Annotated in this window: 21 protein-coding genes; 12 read left to right on the forward strand and 9 right to left on the reverse strand. The window is 73.0% G+C overall.

Going from position 1 to position 18,894, the window contains the following annotated elements:
- Nucleotides 1-56: 56 nt before the first annotated feature.
- From HZF07_RS19450 to HZF07_RS19465, 4 genes are all read right to left on the reverse strand, one after another.
- A complete protein-coding gene (locus tag HZF07_RS19450; protein WP_157343901.1) occupies nt 57-446 on the reverse strand; it encodes a hypothetical protein in 390 nt (129 codons plus the stop codon).
- Between the two features lie 126 nt (nt 447-572).
- Nucleotides 573-1,445, reverse strand: coding sequence for a DUF1295 domain-containing protein (locus HZF07_RS19455; RefSeq protein WP_181645403.1), 873 nt, complete (start codon nt 1,443-1,445; stop codon nt 573-575).
- An 11-nt stretch (nt 1,446-1,456) separates the two neighbouring features.
- A complete protein-coding gene (locus HZF07_RS19460) occupies nt 1,457-2,389 on the reverse strand; it encodes a hypothetical protein (RefSeq protein WP_157343902.1) in 933 nt (310 codons plus the stop codon).
- Between the two features lie 69 nt (nt 2,390-2,458).
- Nucleotides 2,459-2,857: an ATP-binding protein gene (locus tag HZF07_RS19465; protein ID WP_157343903.1), complete on the reverse strand. Its 399-nt coding sequence runs from the start codon at nt 2,855-2,857 to the stop codon at nt 2,459-2,461.
- 117 nt (nt 2,858-2,974) lie between these two features.
- Between HZF07_RS19465 and HZF07_RS19470 the strand changes: the two genes are divergently transcribed.
- From HZF07_RS19470 to HZF07_RS19480, 3 genes are all read left to right on the forward strand, one after another.
- Nucleotides 2,975-3,943 carry a bile acid:sodium symporter family protein gene (locus HZF07_RS19470; protein WP_157343904.1) on the forward strand — a complete coding sequence of 323 codons (969 nt, stop codon included), beginning with the start codon at nt 2,975-2,977 and terminating at the stop codon, nt 3,941-3,943.
- Between the two features lie 73 nt (nt 3,944-4,016).
- Nucleotides 4,017-4,469: an LPXTG cell wall anchor domain-containing protein gene (locus HZF07_RS19475; protein ID WP_157343905.1), complete on the forward strand. Its 453-nt coding sequence runs from the start codon at nt 4,017-4,019 to the stop codon at nt 4,467-4,469.
- Complete coding sequence (locus HZF07_RS19480; RefSeq protein ID WP_157343906.1) at nt 4,466-6,769, forward strand: immune inhibitor A domain-containing protein; 2,304 nt, start codon at nt 4,466-4,468, stop codon at nt 6,767-6,769. The genes HZF07_RS19475 and HZF07_RS19480 overlap by 4 nt, the downstream gene beginning before the upstream one ends.
- A gap of 138 nt (nt 6,770-6,907) precedes the next feature.
- Here the strand turns inward: HZF07_RS19480 and HZF07_RS19485 are convergent, their stop codons facing one another.
- Nucleotides 6,908-8,359: an MFS transporter gene (locus tag HZF07_RS19485; RefSeq protein ID WP_157343908.1), complete on the reverse strand. Its 1,452-nt coding sequence runs from the start codon at nt 8,357-8,359 to the stop codon at nt 6,908-6,910.
- An 89-nt stretch (nt 8,360-8,448) separates the two neighbouring features.
- On the opposite strand from HZF07_RS19485, the gene rlmC reads away from it, so the two are divergent.
- Nucleotides 8,449-9,579, forward strand: a complete 1,131-nt coding sequence (gene rlmC / locus HZF07_RS19490; protein WP_157343909.1) for a 23S rRNA (uracil(747)-C(5))-methyltransferase RlmC — start codon at nt 8,449-8,451, stop codon at nt 9,577-9,579.
- Entirely contained in the window at nt 9,576-9,929 is a 354-nt protein-coding gene (locus tag HZF07_RS19495; RefSeq protein WP_157343910.1) for a TraR/DksA family transcriptional regulator, read from the forward strand. The genes rlmC and HZF07_RS19495 overlap by 4 nt, the downstream gene beginning before the upstream one ends.
- On the opposite strand, the gene HZF07_RS19500 is transcribed toward HZF07_RS19495, so the two are convergent.
- Together HZF07_RS19500 and HZF07_RS19505 are read right to left on the reverse strand one after the other, a co-directional pair.
- Nucleotides 9,905-10,558, reverse strand: coding sequence for a response regulator transcription factor (locus HZF07_RS19500; protein ID WP_157343912.1), 654 nt, complete (start codon nt 10,556-10,558; stop codon nt 9,905-9,907). The two genes, HZF07_RS19495 and HZF07_RS19500, sit on opposite strands and share 25 nt — an antisense overlap.
- On the reverse strand, nt 10,555-11,703 hold the full coding sequence (locus tag HZF07_RS19505; protein ID WP_309504858.1) for a sensor histidine kinase: 1,149 nt from the start codon (nt 11,701-11,703) through the stop codon (nt 10,555-10,557). Before HZF07_RS19505 ends, HZF07_RS19500 begins: the two co-directional genes overlap by 4 nt.
- 131 nt (nt 11,704-11,834) lie before the next feature.
- Here HZF07_RS19505 and HZF07_RS19510 point away from each other — a divergent pair, with 131 nt between their 5' ends.
- The gene (locus HZF07_RS19510) at nt 11,835-13,979 is read left to right on the forward strand and encodes an MMPL family transporter (protein WP_157343913.1); all 2,145 of its coding nucleotides are present in this window, start codon (nt 11,835-11,837) and stop codon (nt 13,977-13,979) included.
- Between the two features lie 112 nt (nt 13,980-14,091).
- Here the strand turns inward: HZF07_RS19510 and HZF07_RS19515 are convergent, their stop codons facing one another.
- Nucleotides 14,092-14,430, reverse strand: coding sequence for a TfoX/Sxy family protein (locus HZF07_RS19515; protein WP_157343914.1), 339 nt, complete (start codon nt 14,428-14,430; stop codon nt 14,092-14,094).
- Between the two features lie 43 nt (nt 14,431-14,473).
- Between HZF07_RS19515 and HZF07_RS19520 the strand changes: the two genes are divergently transcribed.
- From HZF07_RS19520 to HZF07_RS19530, 3 genes are read left to right on the forward strand one after another with little or no spacing between them, the layout of a single operon-like run.
- Nucleotides 14,474-15,331 (forward strand): methyltransferase domain-containing protein, encoded by an 858-nt coding sequence (locus HZF07_RS19520; protein ID WP_157343915.1) that lies wholly within the window; start codon nt 14,474-14,476, stop codon nt 15,329-15,331.
- Entirely contained in the window at nt 15,324-15,473 is a 150-nt protein-coding gene (locus HZF07_RS19525; protein WP_157343916.1) for a hypothetical protein, read from the forward strand. Before HZF07_RS19520 ends, HZF07_RS19525 begins: the two co-directional genes overlap by 8 nt.
- Before the next feature lie 18 nt (nt 15,474-15,491).
- Nucleotides 15,492-16,493: an aldo/keto reductase gene (locus tag HZF07_RS19530; protein ID WP_157343918.1), complete on the forward strand. Its 1,002-nt coding sequence runs from the start codon at nt 15,492-15,494 to the stop codon at nt 16,491-16,493.
- Nucleotides 16,494-16,496: 3 nt separating this feature from the next.
- Here the strand turns inward: HZF07_RS19530 and HZF07_RS19535 are convergent, their stop codons facing one another.
- Nucleotides 16,497-16,655: a hypothetical protein gene (locus tag HZF07_RS19535; protein ID WP_157343919.1), complete on the reverse strand. Its 159-nt coding sequence runs from the start codon at nt 16,653-16,655 to the stop codon at nt 16,497-16,499.
- Nucleotides 16,656-16,783: 128 nt separating this feature from the next.
- Between HZF07_RS19535 and HZF07_RS19540 the strand changes: the two genes are divergently transcribed.
- Genes HZF07_RS19540 through HZF07_RS19550 form a run of 3 tightly spaced genes read left to right on the forward strand, consistent with a single transcriptional unit; the run spans nt 16,784 to nt 18,886 of the window.
- Nucleotides 16,784-17,629, forward strand: coding sequence for an MBL fold metallo-hydrolase (locus HZF07_RS19540; RefSeq protein WP_157343920.1), 846 nt, complete (start codon nt 16,784-16,786; stop codon nt 17,627-17,629).
- 21 nt (nt 17,630-17,650) lie between these two features.
- Entirely contained in the window at nt 17,651-18,013 is a 363-nt protein-coding gene (locus HZF07_RS19545) for a winged helix-turn-helix transcriptional regulator (RefSeq protein ID WP_198346435.1), read from the forward strand.
- 9 nt (nt 18,014-18,022) lie between these two features.
- Nucleotides 18,023-18,886 (forward strand): alpha/beta hydrolase, encoded by an 864-nt coding sequence (locus tag HZF07_RS19550; protein ID WP_157343921.1) that lies wholly within the window; start codon nt 18,023-18,025, stop codon nt 18,884-18,886.
- The last annotated feature ends 8 nt before the right edge of the window (nt 18,887-18,894 follow it).

Here is an 18,894-nt window from a genome sequence, read left to right on the forward strand (position 1 = left end):
AGGGGCCGTCCCGCCCGGGGCGGCCCCTCGTCATGCGGCGGGGCGACGACGCCTGCTCATCGGCTGACGCGGGCCACGCACACCTGGCCGGTGGCGCGGTGCACGGCCCGGAACGTGAACGTGTCGGTGCCGCCGGCGTTCGCCGTACGGCGCTCGACGTCGAACGAGCCGCTGCGGCCGCCGGTGACGGACCGGCCGCGGTCGACGACCGTGCCGTCGTGACGCAGCGTCCAGTGCCACGTCTGGCCGGTGCGGTTGCTGTCGACCTCGGCCCCGACCTCCAGGCGACCGTCGTCGGGACCGGCCTTGATCTTCCAGGTCGCCGAGCCCGAGCAGGAGCCGGTGCGCACGCGGTCGTCGTCCCCGGCGTGCGCAGGGGCGGTGCCCAGGAGCGCCAGCGCCGGGAGGGTCAGCAGGGTCGCGGTGGTGATCGTGAGGGTCTTCATGTCGTCACCGTGCCCGCGCTGGATGAGGTGCAGGTGAGGGACGCGTGAGAGCGCCCTCATGGGTACCGACGCGGGCTCGGCCACCGCTGAGCCCGCCGCCGAAAGGGGCCTGCGTCGTGGTCGCGATCAGCGCCGCGGCGGGCGCGGGAACAGCTTCGGGACCCGGGTGACGACGTCGGCGTACGCCGGCCGGCGCTCGAGGCTGCGCTCCTCCATCATCGGGATGCTGACGAAGAGGAAGAGCAGCAGCATCGCGACGGCGCCGACGAAGATCCACCACCAGTACTCGGGGAAGCCGGCCAGCCCGAAGAGGGCCAGGGCGAACCAGAAGGTGATCTCGCCGAGGTAGTTGGGGTGACGGCTCCACGCCCAGACGCCCCGGTCCATGACCTGGCCGGGCCGCTTGGTGCGCGCGAAGCGGTGCATCTGGGTGTCGGCGACCAGCTCGAGGAGGACGGCGCCGAGGCCGACGGCCACAGCGAGGTAGTCGAGCCAGCCGACGTCGCGGCCGACGCGGGTGGTGACGACGTAGACCGGCACCAGGCCGAGGAAGACCTGCAGCGTCGGGACCAGGTGGATGCCGAACAGGTCGGCGACCAGCTCCATGCGGCCGGCGCGCTCGCGCACCATCGGGTAGCGCCAGTCCTCGTGGTGCATCCCGGGGAAGGTGTGGACCCAGTTCGCGGTGAGCCGCACCGCCCAGACCGTGATCACGCCGATCACCAGCCACGAGCGGGCCTGGTTGACGTCGGGGGTGGACTCCGACCACCAGTAGAGCGCCAGCAGCGGCGGGATGACGCTCCAGTACGCGTCGTAGAACGACGAGTTGCGGTGCAGGCGGCTGAAGGCGAAGACCACCAGGGTCGCGAGGACGTCGGCGACCAGCGCGTCCAGCCAGAGGTACGACGAGTCGGGACCGGCGTACAGCCACGCGGCTCCGACGGCGATGGCGACGACGTACGCGAGGGCGACGTGCGCCAGCGAGGCGGCTCTGCTCACGGCGCCGGACGCTACTGGGTGGGCGCCAGCACCGCCTCCAGGCTCGCCGACACCTCGTCGAGGACTGGGCCCGCGACTGTCGGGTCCGCGGGCAAGGCGTCGAGGCGGTGCCGCGCGTTGCGCGCGGCGTCCCGGAGCGCGATCGCGCGAGCCCGGCCGGCATCGTCGGCCGCCTCGTCGGCCAGCCTGGTGAGCCGGTCCTCGGTGGCGGTGATCCGCGCAGCGCTGCTCGCGGTCCAGGCGGCCGCGCCGGTGCGCAGCTGCGGCACCAGCTGCCTCGAGAGCCAGGCCAGGTCGGCCTCGCCCTTGGCGATGCCCTGCTGCCAGGCGGTCCGGCGGCGGGTGCGCATCACCAGCGGGATCGCGATCGCGCCCGCGATGACGGCGGCGGCGAGCAGCCACCAGAGCCACGCCGGCATGCCCGCGTCCTCCTCCGCCGTGTCTGACTCCGTCGGCGTCGGCGTCGGCGTGGGCGACTCGGCGGCGGTCTCGGACGGGGTCTCCGCGGGGGTCGGCGAGGGGGTCTCCGTGGGAGTCGCGCTCGGCGTGGGCGACTCCGTCGGCGGCTGCGACGGGGTGGGGGTGACGGTCGCGGTCGCCGTGGCAGTGTCGGTGGCGGTGGCGGTCGCGGTGACCGTCGTCGTCGCGGTGGGTCGCGGGCTGCGGGTCGGGCGGGGCTTGGGGGTGCCGGAGTCGATCGGGGCGTCGCTCGAGGGGGGCGCCTCGGTCGGGGTCGGCGCCTCGGTCGCGGTCGGCGTCTCGCTCGGCGTCGCCTCCGGCGTGTCGGTCGCCTCCGGCTCGGCCGTGGGCTGCATGACCGTCGGGGACAACGTGACCGAGCGGGTCGGTGTCGGCAGCTGCGAGACGCGCTCGCCGTCGCCGCTGCACCCGGCGAGCGCGAGCGTCGTGAGCAGGGCCAGCGCGGGGACCGCGGCACGGATCATGGCCGGGACGCTAGCGGCGCAGCGCACGCTCCGACCTCGCCCGAAAAGGGCGGTCGGGCTCCGTCCCGGTCAGGCCAGGTCGATCTCGCACCAGACCGTCTTGCCGTGCGCGTGCGGCTCGGCCCCCCACCGGGAGGCGAGCGCAGCGACCAGCAGCAGCCCGCGGCCGCGCTCGCTGAGCTCGTCGGCGGTGTCCGCGATCGGCCTGGGGGTGGGGAGGACCGGGCTCGGGTCGGCGACCGCGATGCGGATGGCGTCGGCCCTGACGTAGGCGTCCAGCAGCGCGGGACCGCCGCCGTGCTCGATCGCGTTGCTCGCGAGCTCGGTCGCGAGCAACACCGCGGTGTCCCGCGTGTCTGCGTCCACGTCGGCTCTGTCGAGCAGCTGCCGCACGGTGCCGCGCGCGAGCCGGCACGACTCTGCGGACGATGCGAGCGGCACTCGCGTCGACGGTCCGGACAGGCCCATCGTCTCAACTCCACTCCTGCCGGGAATCCGCCCGACACCTGGGGTCTTCCCGGTGAGGTGGTCGGGAAACAAAGGTGTGTCGCATTCCTCAGACCGGGGCGGCGCTAGATTCCGAGCGTGATCGATCCCCTCGCCGTCCTGGCCACGGACATCGACCAGCTGAGCATCGAGCTCGGCGACGGCCTCCAGCTCGGGGTGAAGGCGATCGTCGCGCTGTTCCTCTTCGGCATCGCGCTGGACACCGACCTCAGCGACTTCCGCGCAGTCGCCCGCCGGCCCTGGGTGATCGTGGGCGGCCTGGTGGCGCAGTACGCCGTCGTGCCGGCGCTCACGGTCCTGCTCACGCTCGCGCTCGACGTGCGGGGCTCGGTCGCGATCGGGATGATCCTCGTGGTCTGCTGCCCGGCGGGAAACCTGTCGAACCTGCTCACCCACCGAGCGCGCGGCGACGTCGCGCTCTCGGTCTCCCTCACCGCGGTCTCCACGCTCGTCTCGATCGTCGTGACACCCCTCGCGGTCGCGTTCTGGTGCGGCTTCAACCCCGCCGCCGACGACCTGCTGCGCGACGTCCGGATCGACCCGTGGGACATGCTCGGCGAGGCGGTGCTGCTGATCGCGGTGCCCTTCGCGCTGGGCCTGCTGATCGCCTGGCGCCGTCCCGCGGTCTCGGCGAAGGCGCGCAAGGTCGTCGAGCCGGCGGCGCTCGGCCTGCTCCTGCTGCTGGTCATCGGCGGGATGGCGGGGCAGCTGGGCACCTTCCTCACCTACATCGGGGTCGTCGCGGTGGCGGTCGTCAGCCAGAACGCGATGTCGCTCGGCGTCGGCTACGCGACCGCGCGGGCCAGCAGGCTGCCGGAGGCCGGCGTGCGCGCGATGACGCTCGAGCTCGGGCTGCGCAACACCGGGCTGGCGATGGTGCTCGCGCTGGCGTTCTTCGGCGACCTCGGCGGGGTCGCGTTCGTGGCCGCGATGTGGGGACTGTGGGACATCGTCACCGGGCTCACGCTGGCGACCTGGTGGCGCCGCCGTCCGCCTGCTGACCGGACCAGCGCCGCGCCCACGAGCGACGTCGCACCGGCGGGCTGACCCGACAGGTCCGGACATCCGGACCACCCGGCCCGACAGCGAAAGCACAACCAGGATCACGAGCGCCGCAACGGTGACGACGGCCACCGCCGAGGTCTCGACCGGCAACAACGACGCCTCGGCCGCGGCCGACGTGGGGCCGGCACCCGTCGTCGTCGGTGGCGACGAGCCGCCGCCTCCGGCGGGTGGCGCCGGTGTCGGCCCGCCCGGGGTGCTGCCCGCCACCGGCGCGAGCCAGACCACCAGCGAGCTCGTCGTCCTCGGGCTCACCCTCGTCGCGCTGGGCGGACTCCTGATCCTGCTCGCCGCCCGGGGGGGCGCCGCCGGCGGGGCGACTGAAGCCGAGCGGTCGCTGACGTTTCACCCGAAAGTAGGCTCCTGCGCCGCAGGATCTGGCGGGGTGCCTCATGTTTTCGCAAGGGTCTTTACACGTCCGAAATTGCGTGATGTGGTGCCGCGGGTGGGCATCGAGGCCCACGTCGGCGGCCGTTCGGGGCGCCGTACAACTCTCGGAGGAATACGTTGAAGCGACGCATCTCGGGCGTCCTTGGCGCGGCCGCGAGCCTCACGCTCGCGGCCGTCGTCATGCCAGGATCGGCGACGGCCACCCCGTCCGCCGACCAGGTTCCCGACGCCCAGCAGGTCACCAACCACAAGAGCGACGACCGGCGGGACCCGCTGGAGGCCAAGCGGCGGGAGCTGAAGGAGAAGGCGGTCGAGCTGGTCGCCACCGGCAAGCGCGACGTCGTGGACCGCGGCGGCTCCAAGGCCGTCAGGATCTCGGACGACAAGTGGGTCGAGTACGGCACCCAGGAGACCGCGCAGCTGCTCACCTTCCTGGTCCAGTTCGGCGACACCGTCGACCCGCGCTTCCCGACCGCACCGGCCGGGCCGGGCGCGGGCGAGATCCCGGAGCCGGGCGCCGACGACAACAGCACGTACTGGAAGCCGGGCTTCGACCGCCAGCACTACCTCGACATGTTCTTCAACGGCATGCCGGAGCAGGACGGCGAGTCGTTCAAGGACATCTACAACGAGATGTCCAGCGGTCGCTTCGACGTCGAGGGCGACGTCTCCGACTGGGTGACGGTCCCCAACAACGAGGCCAGCTACGGCCAGACCGAGAACAACGTCGACATGACGCGCTTCGTCGGTGACAGCGCGACGGCCTGGTACCAGGCACAGAAGGCCGCCGGCATGAGCGACGCCGACGTCACGGCCTACCTCCAGCAGTACGACATCTGGGACCGCTTCGACCACGACGGCGACGGCGACTTCTCCGAGCCCGACGGCTACATCGACCACTTCCAGGCGATCCACGCCGGTGAGGGCGAGGAGGCCGGAGCGCCGGAGTGGGCCATCTGGTCGCACCGCTGGTATGTCAACCCCAACCGGACCCAGGGCCCGGAGGGCGCCAAGTACGGCGGTGTCCAGATCGGCAACACCGGCCTCTGGATCCGCGACTACACCACCGAGCCGGAGAACGGCGGCCTCGGCGTCTTCGCGCACGAGTTCGGCCACGACCTCGGCCTGCCGGACTACTACGACACCAAGGGTGGCGAGAACGGCACCGGCTTCTGGAACCTGATGAGCTCGGGGTCCTGGATGAGCCACGGCGGCGACGCGATCGGCACCACGCCCAACCACATGGGCGCCACCGAGAAGCTCTACCTCGGCTGGCTCGACTACGCCCAGGTGGGCGCCGGCCGGCAGGCCGACGTGAAGCTCGGCCCGTCGTACCACGCGACGAGCAACGCCCAGGCCGTGCTGGTGAACCTGCCGCCCGGCCAGGAGAAGATCGACGTCGGTGGCGCGGCATCCGGGACGAAGTACTTCTACTCCGGCCAGGGCGACAACCGCACCGCCACCGTGACCAGCCCGGCGTTCACCGTCCCGGCGGGCGGACAGCTCACCGCGAAGGTCAACTACGACATCGAGGCCAACTGGGACTACGCCTACGCGGAGGTCTCGGCCGACGGCGGCAAGACGTTCACCCCGGTGCACACCAACCTGTCGACGAGCACCAACCCCAACAACCAGAACGACGGCGAGGGCATCACCGGCGCCAGCGGGGGCAAGTGGGTCGACCTGACGGCCGACCTCGCGTCTTACGCCGGTCAGAGCGTCCAGCTGCGCTTCCGGATGTTCAACGACGAGGCGTCGCACGGTCTCGGCTTCAAGGTCGACGACATCGCGGTGGGCACCGCCCTGACCACCGGTGTCGAGGACGGTGCGCCGACGTGGACCAAGGACGGCTTCCTCGTCGTCGAGAACGGCAGCTACAACAAGCCGTACGTGCACTACTACCTCGCCGAGAACCGCGTCTACGGTGGCTACGACTCGACGCTGAAGAAGGGCCCGTACAACTTCGGCTGGGCGGTCACCAAGCCCAACAAGGTCGAGCACTTCCCGTACCAGGACGGCCTGCTGGTCTGGTACGCGAACTCCCTCTACTCCGACAACAACACCAGCGAGCACCCGGGCGGCGGCGAGGCCCTGCCGGTCGACGCTCACGCGAAGGCGCTGGAGTGGAGTGACGGGACCGTCGCGCGCAACCGGATCCAGTCCTACGACGCGACGTTCACGCTCGACCAGACCGACCCGATCAGCCTGCACCGGGAGGCCGCCACCGCCGGTGGCACCCAGCGCACCACGCTGGTCCAGAGGGCGCAGAACGGCGTGAAGGTGTTCGACGACACCGACCCGAACGCCTACTACGACGCGTCGAACCCGGGTGGTTCGGTCATCGTGGGTGGCACGGGCACGACGATCCGCATCCTGACGGCCAACGCCACGAAGGGCGTGATGACGGTCCGCGTGAACTGATCGTCGCAACGGCACGACCGAGGGGGTCGTGCGCCTGGGAGACCGGGCGCACGACCCCCTCGTCGTGGGCACGGGCTCAGCGTCAGCGCGAACGGCGGTCCCGCCAGGCACCGGCGCGGAGACGGCTCGTGTGAGTACTCAGGCCTGGACGTGCTCCGGGTGCTCGGCCTCCCACTCGGCCTGCGGTCCGGGCACGACGTGCGTGCTGGCCCGCACGACCGGCACCAGGATCGCGACGACCGTGGCGGCGGTGGCGGTGATGGCCAGCAGCAGGAAGCCGTGGGAGTAGCCGGACTCGACCGGGAGGCCGGTCGGCTGCAGCTCGCTGGTGACCACCGTGGCGAGCAGGGCGGAGCCGATCGCACCGCCGACCGTGCGGATGTTGGTGTTCATGCCGCTCGCGACGCCGGTCTGCGACTGCGGGACGGCGGCGACGACGAGGTTCGACATCGCGGCGAACGCGAGCCCGAAGGCGAGACCGAGGAAGAGCGTCTCGACGACGATCATCCAGAGCTCGTCGTGGGCGAACGCGATGCCGAACATGCCGATCGCGGTCAGCGCGGCGCCGACCACGAGGAGCGCCTTGGAGCCGACGCGCGTCGCGAGCCGGCCGGCTGCGACGCCGCCGATGAAGCTGGCGACGGTCTGGGGGAGCAGCAGGAGGCCGGACTGGGTGACGGTCGCGCCGAAGCCGTAGCCGGCGGCCTCCGGGGTCTGCAGGAACTGCGGCACGAAGGCGAACATCGAGTACATGCCCATGCCGAACAGCAGGGCGACGAGGTTGACGGTCCAGACGGTCGGGATCCGCATCATCCGCATGTCGACCAGCGGCTGGTCGCTGCGCGCCTCGGCGACCACCCAGACGGGCAGCAGCACGGCGGCAGCCACGAAGAGGCCGATGATCTCCGGAGAGGCCCAGCCCCAGTGGTGGCCCTGGCTCACCGCGACCAGCAGCGCGACCAGCCACCCGGAGAGCAGCAGCGCGGTGCCGATGTTGATCCGGCCCGGCGTGCGCTCCGGGGACTCCGGCACCCAGATCGCTGCGCCGATCGCGGCCAACGTCGTGATGATCATCGGGATCCAGAACAGCCAGTGGTAGCTCAGCGCCTCGACGAGCGGGCCGGCGATCACGAGGCCGACACCACCGCCGACGGCGAGCAGCGCCGCCGACGTGCCGATCGCGGAGGCGACCTTCTCGCGCGGGAACTCGTCGCGGATGATGCCGAAGGTCAGCGGCAGCACGCCGCCGCCGATGCCCTGGATCGCGCGGGCCGCGATCATCACGCCGACGGTCGAGGCGACCGCGGCGAGCAGTGAGCCGACGGCCAACGCGGCGAGCGCCACGACGAGCATCCGCTCCTTGCCGACCTTGTCGCCGACACGGCCGATGATCGGGGTGAAGACGGAGGCGGAGACGAGGTAGGCGGTGAGCACCCACGTCACGGTCGCCTGGTCGGTGCCGAGTGCGGCCTGGATGGTCGGGAGCACCGGGTTGACCATCGACTGGAGCAGGGAGAAGGAGGCCACCCCTACGCAGAGCACCAGGAAGGTGACGCGATAGTCGGTACGGCGCGCGAGGGGGTCGGTCATGCTTCGCCCAACCTCGTCCCGGACTGGTTGATTCCGGCAACCGTCGAGCAATCGGTGTGAGGAGGCTCGCGTCGTAGCCTGGGCCGGCGATGTCCACTGCCCCGCTCTGCCACCACTTCGACGCCGGCCGCTGCCGCTCGTGCAGCTGGCTCGGCCTGCCCTACGACGTGCAGCTGCTGGACAAGCAGCGCCAGGTCGAGACGCTGCTGGCGGCCCACGACGTGGCCTGGCTGTCGCCGGTCGCGAGCCCGCAGCTCGGCTTCCGCAACAAGGCCAAGATGGTCGTGCACGGGACCGCCGACGACCCGACGCTCGGCATCCTCAACCCGGCCGGCAGCGGGGTCGACCTGCGCGACTGCCCCCTGCACACGCCAGGGATCCGGGCGGCGCTGCCGGTGCTCGCCGACTTCGTCACGACCGCCCGGGTGACGCCGTACGACGTGCCGGCGCGGCGCGGCGAGCTCAAGCACCTGCTGGTGACCGAGTCGCCGGACGGGGAGCTGATGGTGCGGTGGGTGCTGCGCTCGCAGGAGCCGGTGACCCGGATCCAGAAGCACCTCCCGGCGCTGCGTGCGGCGCTGCCGGCGCTGGCGGTCGCGTCGGTCAACCTCCAGCCCGAGCACAAGGCGATCCTCGAGGGCGACCGGGAGATCCTGCTGACCGAGCAGGAGACGCTGACGATGCGGGTCGCCGGGCTCGACCTGCACCTGCGCCCGCAGAGCTTCTTCCAGACCAACACCGCGATGGCCGCCGAGCTCTACGAGCGCGCCCGCGCCTGGGTGTCCGAGGTCGGGCCGGGGAGCGTCTGGGACCTCTACTGCGGGGTCGGCGGCTTCGCGCTCGCGCTCGCCGGGCCGGCCGTCGACGTCATCGGGGTCGAGGTGAGCACCGAGGCGGTCGCCTCCGCGACGCTGAGCGCGCGGGAGGCCGGCGTGGACGCCACCTTCGTGGCCGGCGACGCGACGGCGTACGCCGTGGCCGCCGCGGCACCGCCGGACCTCGTGGTGGTGAACCCGCCGCGGCGCGGCATCGGCGCCGAGCTGGCGGGCTGGCTCGAGACGTCCGGCGTCCAGCGCGTCCTCTACTCCAGCTGCAACGCGCAGACGCTCGCGACCGACCTGGCCGCGATGCCGAGCCTGCGGCCGGTGCGTGGGCAGCTGCTCGACATGTTCCCCAACACCGGGCACTACGAGGTGCTGACGCTGCTGGAGCGGCGATGACCGACGCCCGCGAGCTGCTGGCCGACGAGCGCCGCCGCACCCTGCGGCGGCTGGCCGACCTGCGCGGCGACTACCAGGGCTTCGTCGAGGCGTCGAACGACAGCAACGCTGACGACGAGCACGACCCGGAGGGCGCCACCATCGCCTTCGAGCGCTCCCAGGTGGGCGCCCTGGTGCAGCAGGCCGAGGAGCACCTGCGCGCGATCGACGCGGCGCAGGCCCGCCTCGACGAGGGCAGGTACGGCGTGTGCGTGGTGTGCGGCAAGCCGATCCCGGCCGAGCGGCTGGAGGTGCGGCCGACGGCGGCGACCTGCGTGGCCTGCGCTCAGTCGCGCAGCCGGCCGGTCTGATAGGCCCACATCGCGATCTCGACACGGTTGCGGGCACCGAGCTTGGTGAGCAGCGCCGCGACGTGGGTCTTCACCGTGGTGATCCCGATGAAGAGCTCCGCGCCGATCTCGGCGTTGGTGCGTCCGCGGGCGACCAGGCCGAGCACCTGCTCCTCGCGCTCGGTCAGCGGCTCACGGGGCTGGCTGGGCGCGAGCGGGAGGCTGTCGGCGAAGGTCGAGAGCAGTCGCCGGGTGACGCCCGGGGCGATCAGAGCGTCGCCTGCCGCGGCCGCGTGCACGGCCTGCACGAGCAGCTCGGGGCCGGCGTCCTTGAGCAGGAAGCCGCGCGCACCGGCGCGCAGCGCGCCGAGGACGTACTCGTCGAGGTCGAAGGTCGTGATGACGACGACGGCCACCGGGTCGGCGATGCCGGGCCCGGCCACTCTGCGGGTGACCTCGATCCCGTCGTACCCGGGCATCCGGATGTCGACGAGCAGCACGTCCGGCCGGACGTCGGCGACGGTCGCGACGGTGGACGGGCCGTCGGCCGCCTGGCCGACCACGTCGATGCCGTCCTGGGCGCCGAGGATCATCGCCAGGCCTGTGCGCACCAGGTCCTGGTCGTCGGCGACGACCACGCGGATGCTCATGCGCCGGACCGCAGTGGCAGCTCGGCAGCGACCAGCCAGCCGCCGCCCTCGGCCGGACCGGCGGCCAGCGTGCCGCCGAGCATCTCGGCGCGCTCGGTCATGCCGACGATGCCGTAGCCGGGCTGCCAGAGGGGATCCGCGGTCCCGTCGTCGCGCACCCGGACCCGGGCGTGGTCGGGCTCGACGGTCACGTCGATCTCGATGCGGGTCGCCTCGCGCGCGTGCCGGCGGGCGTTGGTCAGCGACTCCTGGGCGAGCCGGAAGACCGCCTGGTCGACGGTCGCCGGCAGCGCCGAGGCGTCGCCGTCGACATGGACGACGACGGCCGGCCGGCCGTCCGGCTGGGCGAGCGAGGAGAGCGCGGCGACGCCGCCGACCGGGGCGTACTCGGCGGGGGTCCCGGCGCGCAGCACCCCGACCATCGCCCGCATCTGGGCGAGCGTCCGCGACGCCTCGTCCTCGATCGAGGCGAGCGCCTCGAGCGCGACCGCGGGGTCCCGGGCGCCGACGGTGCGGCCCATCTGGGCCTGCACCGCGATCGCCGAGACGTGGTGGGCGACCACGTCGTGCAGGTCGCGCGCGAGGCCGACCCGCTCCTCGCTGCGGATCTGCTCGAGCTGGCGCCGGTTGGCGGTCGTGCGGTAGCGCAGGATCGCGCCCGACCCGGCCGCGAGGGCGAGCACGGCGTACCCGCCGATCACGTCGCCGAGCGTGCTGGGCGTGGTGACGATCGACGTGGTGGCGACGGCCATCACGACCGCGAGACCGATCACGACCTCGCGGCCGGAGCCCCACCGAGTCACGGCGTACACGAGGACGAGGAAGTAGAGCATCGAGGCGAGCCCCACCTCCTGGCGACCGAACCACACGGCCACCAGCTGGACCACGGTCACCACCCCGAACCCGACGACGATCATCGCGAGGGGGTGGGTACGCCGCCACAGCAGCGTCGGCGTCAGGCCGATCGCGAGCACCATCGCGAACGGACGCCACGGCACGTCGGGCGCGAGGATGCCCTCGAGCAGCGCGGCGATCGAGAACCCGGCGACCAGGACCCAGTCGCGCCAGACCCGGGCCGGGGCGTCGTCGGGCCGCGGCTCGCGCCACAGCGCGCGCCACGACTCCCTCATCCCCGGTCCGGCCACGTGCCCAGCCTAGGGAGCGGGCGCCCGCGGCGTACCGGCCGAAAGGAGGACTCGCGCACCCTCCGGACGGCGGAGCAGGTGCGGCCCCGACGCCGATGCGGCCGCGGGTCGCCGGCCGGGAGCGTGGTGGCATGTCCCGACTCCTCTACCGCTGGGGCCGCTGGTCGGCCCGCCGCCCGTGGGTCGCGATCGCCGCCTGGCTGGCAGCGACCGTGATCGTGGTCGTCGCCTCCGCCTCCTTCGGCAAGGCGCTCGCCGACACCAATGCCGCTCCCGGCACCGACTCCCAGGCCGCCGCGGACCTGCTCGCCCGCACCGGCGCCGACGGCATCACGGCGTACGTCGTGGCGCGTCCGGCCGCCGGCGCCGCCGTGGAGGAGGCCGCGCTCGACCGGCTCGGCAGCGAGCTCGCCGACCTGCCGCACGTGCTCGGCGTCAGCGAGCGGACTTCGGCCGACGGCGGCACGGCCGTGCTCACGCTCGCCTATCCGCCGGTCGAGGACCTCTCGGTCGACGACCTCGCCGCCCTCGAGGCCACCCTCGACGACGTCCGCGACGACGGCGCCTGGCGGGTCGAGGGTGGTGGCGACCTCTACTTCAACTTCGGTGGGCCGGAGTCCAACGTCGGCGAGCTGCTCGGCATCGTGGTCGCGCTCGTGGTGCTGGTGATCGCGTTCGGGTCGCTGCTCGCGGCCGGCCTGCCGATCGCGATCGCCCTGCTCGGCCTGCTCCTCGGCGCCAGTGCGCTCCCCCTGGTCGCGTACCTCGTCGACGTGCCCGTGTGGGCCACGGCGATGGCGGCGATGGTCGGCCTCGGGGTCGGCATCGACTACGCGCTCTTCCTGCTCACCCGCTACCGCGAGCACCTCGACCTCGGCATGACCGTGCCCGAGGCGGTCGGCCGAGCCGTCGCCACCGCCGGGCAGGCGGTGCTCTTCGCCGGAGGGATCGTGGTGCTGGCGATCCTCGGGCTGGTCGTGGCCGGCCTGCCGTTCGTCACCGCAGGCGGGATCGGCATCGCCGTCGTCGTGCTGGTGATGGTGCTCGCGGCCCTCACGCTGCTGCCCGCCCTGCTCGGTCTGGCCGGGCGCCGGCTCGCCGGGAGGTCCCGCTTCGCACATCGGTCCGCATCGTCGGTGGCCCGCTGGAAGCGCTGGGGCGGGCACGTCACCCGCCACGCCCCGGCGTACGCCGCGGGCGGCGCGCTGCTGCTGGTCGCCCTCGCGCTGCCGGTGCTGGGTATGCGGCTCGGCCTGCCCGACCAGGGCAGCTATCCCGAGTCCAGCACCGAGCGCCGCGCCTACGACCTCGTCGCCGACGCGTTCGGGCCGGGCGCCACCGGGCCGCTGGTGGTCGCGGTCTCGCCGGCGGCCGCGGCCGACCGGGTCGGGAACGCGCTGCGCGAGGACGCCGGCATCGCCGACGTCGCCGAGCCGCAGGACTTCCCGGACGCCGACGTGGCCGTGCTCGTGGCCGAGGCGACCACCGCGCCCCAGGACGCGACGACCCGCACCACCGTCGAACGCCTGCGCTCGGAGGTCATCCCGGCCGTCGCCGACGGAGCGTCGGTGCACGTCGGCGGGTACACCGCGACCATCGACGACCTCGGCGCGCGGGTGGCCGACCGGCTGCCGTGGTTCGTGCTCGCGGTGGTCCTGCTGTCGTTCGTGCTGCTGGTCGTGGTGTTCCGCTCGGTGCTGGTGCCGCTCAAGGCGGCGCTGCTCAACCTGCTGAGCGTCGGTGCGGCGTACGGCGTGATCGTGATGGTCTTCCAGTGGGGCTGGGGGGCGGACCTGATCGGGCTGGAGTCGACGATCCCGGTGATCTCCTTCATCCCGCTCTTCATGTTCGCGATCCTCTTCGGGCTCTCGATGGACTACGAGGTGTTCCTGCTGTCGCGGATCCGCGAGGAGTACCTGCGCACCGGCGACGCCGACGGCGCCGTCGTGCACGGCATCGGCGTCACCGCCCGGACGATCTCGTCGGCGGCGGCGATCATGGTCGCGGTCTTCGCCGGCTTCGTGCTCGGCGCGGACCCGATCCTCAAGATGCTCGGCCTCGGCCTGGCGACCGCGGTGCTGCTGGACGCGACCGTCGTGCGGCTGGTGCTGGTGCCGGCCGCGATGAAGCTGCTGGGCCGGGCCGCATGGTGGCTGCCGTCGTGGCTGGACCGGGCGCTGCCGGTGCTCGACGTGGAGCCGTCGGTGGGCGCCGCTGTCCCCGCTTCATCAAGGGATGTGGGCGAAGCTGCGGGTCGGCCGGCCTTCATCCCTTGATGGAACCGCGCTTCCCCGGGCGAGCTCGGTGAGGGAAGCGCGGCTCCACCTGCATCCCGTGATGAAACGCCCGGGGGCGCAGCCGGCGGCGCAGGCGGGGGGCGGGCCGCCGCTACGTCCGCTTCGGCGGCAACGACGCCGCGTGCTCCAGCCCGATCGCCGCCCACCGCTCCACGGATTCGTACGACGTGAGGGCGTCGGGCTCGACGCGCAGCCAGCCGGTCATCGCCCGGTGCTGCATGACGAACTCGTTGGCGCCGGGCTCGCCGAGCAGCTGCTCGGTGCGCTCGGGCGGGACGCGGAGCAGCAGGCCGCCCTTGCTGGCCGCGGCCACCGCCATGTTGCCGTTGACCAGGAACGCGAGCCCGCCGAACATCTTGGTCTCGCTCAGTCCTGGCGTGCCGGCCGCGATCGCGCGGAGCTGACCGGCGAGCTCCTCGTCGTACGCCATGAACTCGATTGTGCTGCACGCGGTCGAGGAGGAACCTCGGAACATGAGCGAGGGCGGGTTCACGCTGGGGTCCGCGTTCCAGCCGGGCACGACCGGCGACGAGGCGGTCGCGACGATGGTGACCGTGCTCGACGAGCAGGACGCGGCGCCGTCGATCGAGCGGTTGCGGGTCTGGGCGCTCGACGCGGGCGCGGTGGACGCGGGGGAGACGTGCGTCGACGTGGGCAGCGGCACCGGCACGATGACCCGGCGGCTCGCGCAGCTGGTCGGACCGACCGGGCAGGTGCTCGGGATCGAGCCGAACGCCGAGATGCGCCGGGTCGCGGCCGACCGGGCGGCGTCCGCGGGCGTGGCGGCGACCTTCCAGGAGGGGCTGGCCACCGCGCTCCCGCTGCCGGACGCCAGCGTCGACGTCGTGTGGTGCGAGCGGGTGCTCCAGCACCTGCCGGACGCCCAGGCCGCGCTGCACGAGATGGCGCGGGTGCTGCGGCCCGGCGGTCGGGCGCTGGTGCTCGACTCCGACCACGAGTCGCGGGTGCAGTCCGACATCGACCCCGCCGTCGGGCGCGCCATGCTCGAGGCCTTCATGCGTCAGGTCGCCAACCCGCGCGCCGCGCGCAGTATCCCGCGCCAGGCCATCACCGCCGGGCTGACGGTCGACCCGGACGTCGGGTCCACCGCGCTGGTCGCCCCGCAGCACCAGCTGATGAGCTCGCACCTCGCCCGGCTCGCCGCCGAGCAGGCGGTCGCCGACGGCACGATCACCCGCGAGCAGGCCGATGAGGCGCTGGCCGCGCTGACCACGGCGGCCCGGCAGGGCTGGGCGTTCTCGGCGGTCACGATCTTCGGGTTCGTCTGCCGCAAGCCGGTATCTGGCAGGGAGGAGGACGCTCTTGACTGACATGGACACCCACCGCGAGGCGCGCCGCACCTGGCGCTCCCTCACCCCCGCGGAGAAGCAGCTCCGTCTCGGCGCGCTGCGCCGCAGCCAGCAGCAGCAGCTCGCCCGCGACGCCCGGGCCCTCCTGCTCACCCGCGGCTGACCTGACAGACTCGCTGCCATGGAGCAGCGCACCCTGATCACTGACGGCCGCGGCACCCGACGGGAGGTCTCCGTCGTCGGGCTCGGCACCTGGCAGCTCGGCGCCGACTGGGGCGAGGTCTCGGAGTCCGACGCCCTCGCCGTGCTCGAGACCGCCGTGGAGGCCGGCGTCACCTTCCTCGACACCGCCGACGTGTACGGCGACGGGCGCAGCGAGCAGGTGATCGGCACGTTCCTCAAGTCCCACGAGGGCATCACGGTGGCCACCAAGCTCGGCCGCCGCGCGGATCAGCTGCCGGAGAACTACTCGCTCGACAACTTCCGCGCCTGGACCGACCGCTCGCGGCGCAACCTCGGCGTCGACACCCTCGACCTCGTGCAGCTGCACTGCCCGCCGAGCGCGACCATCGACGACGACGCGACCTACGACGCCCTCGACACGCTGGTCGACGAGGGCGTGATCGCGGCGTACGGCGTCAGTGTCGAGACCTGCGACCAGGCGCTGTCGGCGATCAGCCGGCCGCACGTGGCGTCGATCCAGATCATCCTCAACGCGTTCCGGCTCAAGCCGCTCGACGCGGTGCTGCCCGCGGCCGCCGAGGCCGGGGTCGGCATCATCGCGCGGGTGCCGCTCGCGTCGGGACTGCTGTCGGGCAAGTACACCGAGGCGACGACGTTCGCCGCCGACGACCACCGCACCTACAACCGCCACGGCGAGGCGTTCGACGTGGGGGAGACGTTCTCGGGCGTCGACTACGCGACGGGGGTGCGGGCGGCGCAGGAGTTCGCTGCACTCGTCGACCGGGTGGGGCCGACCGGGCTGAGCCCGGCCGAGGTCGCGCTCGCGTGGGTGTGGCAGCAGCCCGGCGTGACGACGGTGATCCCGGGTGCGCGCAACGTGCAGCAGGCCCGGGCCAACGCCGCCGCCGGCGACGCCGACCCGCTGCCGGCCGCGCTGCTCGAGGGCGTCACCGCGATCTACGACGAGCACTTCCGGGCCGCGATCCACGGCCGCTGGTAGGGCTCAGGCGAGCAGGCGGCGCAGGCGCGCGGCCTGCTCGAAGCGGCGCCGGCGCTGGCGCAGTCCGCGGGTGCGGCCGGCGCGCTGCTGGCGGGCGGTGGTGGCGTGCTCGGTGAGCATCAGGGCGACGATCGGGTCGGGGATGGTGATCAGCTCGGTCATGACGCCCACGGTGCGCGTCTGAGGTAGCCGGGCACATCCGGCGATCGCCTTAGATGCGGCCGCCGGGGCGGGTAGGCACCGGAAAGTGCGTACTGGTCAGCGCGAGCGGTACGTCGTGTCATGAGCCCATGACACCTTCCGACTCAGCCGGTCCCGGCACGGTCGTCACCCGGGTGACGGGCGCGGTCATGCCGGTGAACTCCTACCTCGTCGACTGCGGCCCGGGCGTGGTCGTCGTCGACGCCCAGCTCTGCGTGAGCGACGCGGCCGCCGTGCGTGCCGCCGTGGAGGCGTCGGGCAAGCCACTGCTCGCCGTGCTGCTCACCCATCCGCACCCCGACCACTACGCCGGCGCCGAGGTCCTGACCCGCGGGCTCGACGTGCCCGTGGTGGCCACGCGGGCCGTGGCCGACGTCGTCGCCGCCGACGACGGCGAGAAGCAGGCGGTCGTCGGCCCGATGATGGGCGACGAGTGGCCGGCCTCCCGCCGCTTCCCGGACCAGATCGTGGCCGACGACGCCACCCTCACCTGGGGCGAGCAGCACTTCACCGTGGCGTCGTGGGGCGCGGCCGAGTCGCACGCCGACACCACCTGGTCGCTGGCCGACGGCACCGTCTTCGCCGGCGACCTCGTCTACGACGCCGAGCACGCCTACCTCGCCGACGGCCACGGTGAGCGCTGGCTTCGGGTCCTCGACCGGTTCGCGGCCACCCTCGACCCCGGCGCGCGGCTGCTGCCCGGGCACGGCGCCGGCGGCGGTCCGGAGCTGGTCGACCGGCAGGCGGCCTACGTGCGCACGTTCCTCGACGCCGTGTCCGCCGCCCTCGACGACGACCCGGTTGCGCGGGAGCAGCGGGTCCTGGACGCCGTACGACCGTTGGCCCGCAGCGACGGGCTGCTGTTCCTGGCCCGGCTGAGCATCGAGCCGACGGTGGGCGTCATGCGCGACCATGGAGGCGAGCGATCCGCGTGAGCCCGACCCGAGGAGGCACCCGTGGCCGAGGATCCCGAGTACCTGTGCCCCGTCGACGTGCCGCTGCACCACCTCGGGGGCAAGTGGAAGCTGATCGTCTGCTTCTACCTGCTGCAGCGGCCGTGCCGAAATGGCGAGCTGCGGCGGCTGATCCCCCAGGTGCGGCAGAAGATGCTGACCCAGCAGCTCCGCGAGCTCGAGGCGTCCGGCCTGGTGCAGCGGGAGGTCTTCGACCAGGTGCCGCCGAAGGTGGTCTACTCGATCGTCGACAAGGAGCGTGCCGCCCTGGAGGCGGTCGTCTACCCGCTGTGCGAGTGGGGCATCGACCGGGTCGGCCGGCACGGCGGCCGCATCCTGACCACCACCCTCCCGACCGACTTCTGAGGACCGTCCATGAGTGTTGACATCGCCCTGACCACACCCGACGGCGTCCGCCTGGCCGCCGTGCTGCGACCCGGCCGCGGGGACGGACCCCGTCCCGCGGTCGCCCTCACCGGGCCGTTCACCGGGGTGAAGGAGCAGGTGCTCGCGACGTACGCCGAGGGCCTCGCCGCGCGCGGCGTGACCACGCTCGCCTTCGACCACCGCAACTTCGGCGCGAGCGGTGGCACGCCCCGGCAGCACGAGGACCCGGGCGGCAAGCTGACCGACCTCCAGACCGCGGTCTCCGCCCTCCTCGACCGCGACGACGTCACCCGCGTCGGGCTGCTCGGCATCTGCCTCGGGGCGGGGTACGCGCTCAAGGCTGCGGCGTTCGACGGACGGGTGGAGGCGCTGGTCACGGTCGCTGGTGCCTACAACAGCCCCCAGGCCATGCAGGCGGGCTTCGGCGCCGAGGCCTACCGGAGCAAGCTCGCGGAGCTGCTCGCCGCCGCCGGCACCACGATCCCGGCGGTCGCTCGGACCGGTCCTGCGGCGATGCCGGGCGAGGAGCCGTTCGCCTACTACGGCACCGAGCGCGGCGCCGTGCCCGGCTGGCGCAACGAGGTGACCACCGCCTCGATCCACGCCCTGCTCACCCTCGACGCCGCCATCGGCGCCGACTTCCTGGCCGGGACGCCGTTCCGGATCGTCCACGGCACCCGCGACGACTACTGCTCCCCGGAGGCCGCCCAGGCCGTCTACGACCGCGTCGAGGGACCGCGTGACCTCATCTGGCTCGAGACGACCGACCACATCGACCTCTACGACCGGCCGGCGTACGTGGAGCCCGCCCTGGACGCGTGCGCCGACTGGTTCCATCGTCATCTCAGCTGAGTATTGGA

Source organism: Nocardioides agri, from assembly GCF_013778305.1.
Lineage (GTDB): Bacteria > Actinomycetota > Actinomycetes > Propionibacteriales > Nocardioidaceae > Nocardioides > Nocardioides agri.

What these genes read in the sequence shown, in the direction of transcription:
- HZF07_RS19450 (WP_157343901.1), bottom strand. Translation starts at nt 446, where the DNA reads ATGAAGACCCTCACGATCACCACCGCGACCCTGCTGACCCTCCCGGCG.
- HZF07_RS19460 (WP_157343902.1), bottom strand. Translation starts at nt 2,389, where the DNA reads ATGATCCGTGCCGCGGTCCCCGCGCTGGCCCTGCTCACGACGCTCGCG.
- HZF07_RS19465 (WP_157343903.1), bottom strand. Translation starts at nt 2,857, where the DNA reads ATGGGCCTGTCCGGACCGTCGACGCGAGTGCCGCTCGCATCGTCCGCA.
- HZF07_RS19485 (WP_157343908.1), bottom strand. Translation starts at nt 8,359, where the DNA reads ATGACCGACCCCCTCGCGCGCCGTACCGACTATCGCGTCACCTTCCTG.
- rlmC (WP_157343909.1), top strand. Translation starts at nt 8,449, where the DNA reads ATGTCCACTGCCCCGCTCTGCCACCACTTCGACGCCGGCCGCTGCCGC.
- HZF07_RS19495 (WP_157343910.1), top strand. Translation starts at nt 9,576, where the DNA reads ATGACCGACGCCCGCGAGCTGCTGGCCGACGAGCGCCGCCGCACCCTG.
- HZF07_RS19500 (WP_157343912.1), bottom strand. Translation starts at nt 10,558, where the DNA reads ATGAGCATCCGCGTGGTCGTCGCCGACGACCAGGACCTGGTGCGCACA.
- HZF07_RS19510 (WP_157343913.1), top strand. Translation starts at nt 11,835, where the DNA reads ATGTCCCGACTCCTCTACCGCTGGGGCCGCTGGTCGGCCCGCCGCCCG.
- HZF07_RS19515 (WP_157343914.1), bottom strand. Translation starts at nt 14,430, where the DNA reads ATGGCGTACGACGAGGAGCTCGCCGGTCAGCTCCGCGCGATCGCGGCC.
- HZF07_RS19520 (WP_157343915.1), top strand. Translation starts at nt 14,474, where the DNA reads ATGAGCGAGGGCGGGTTCACGCTGGGGTCCGCGTTCCAGCCGGGCACG.
- HZF07_RS19530 (WP_157343918.1), top strand. Translation starts at nt 15,492, where the DNA reads ATGGAGCAGCGCACCCTGATCACTGACGGCCGCGGCACCCGACGGGAG.
- HZF07_RS19535 (WP_157343919.1), bottom strand. Translation starts at nt 16,655, where the DNA reads ATGACCGAGCTGATCACCATCCCCGACCCGATCGTCGCCCTGATGCTC.
- HZF07_RS19540 (WP_157343920.1), top strand. Translation starts at nt 16,784, where the DNA reads ATGACACCTTCCGACTCAGCCGGTCCCGGCACGGTCGTCACCCGGGTG.
- HZF07_RS19550 (WP_157343921.1), top strand. Translation starts at nt 18,023, where the DNA reads ATGAGTGTTGACATCGCCCTGACCACACCCGACGGCGTCCGCCTGGCC.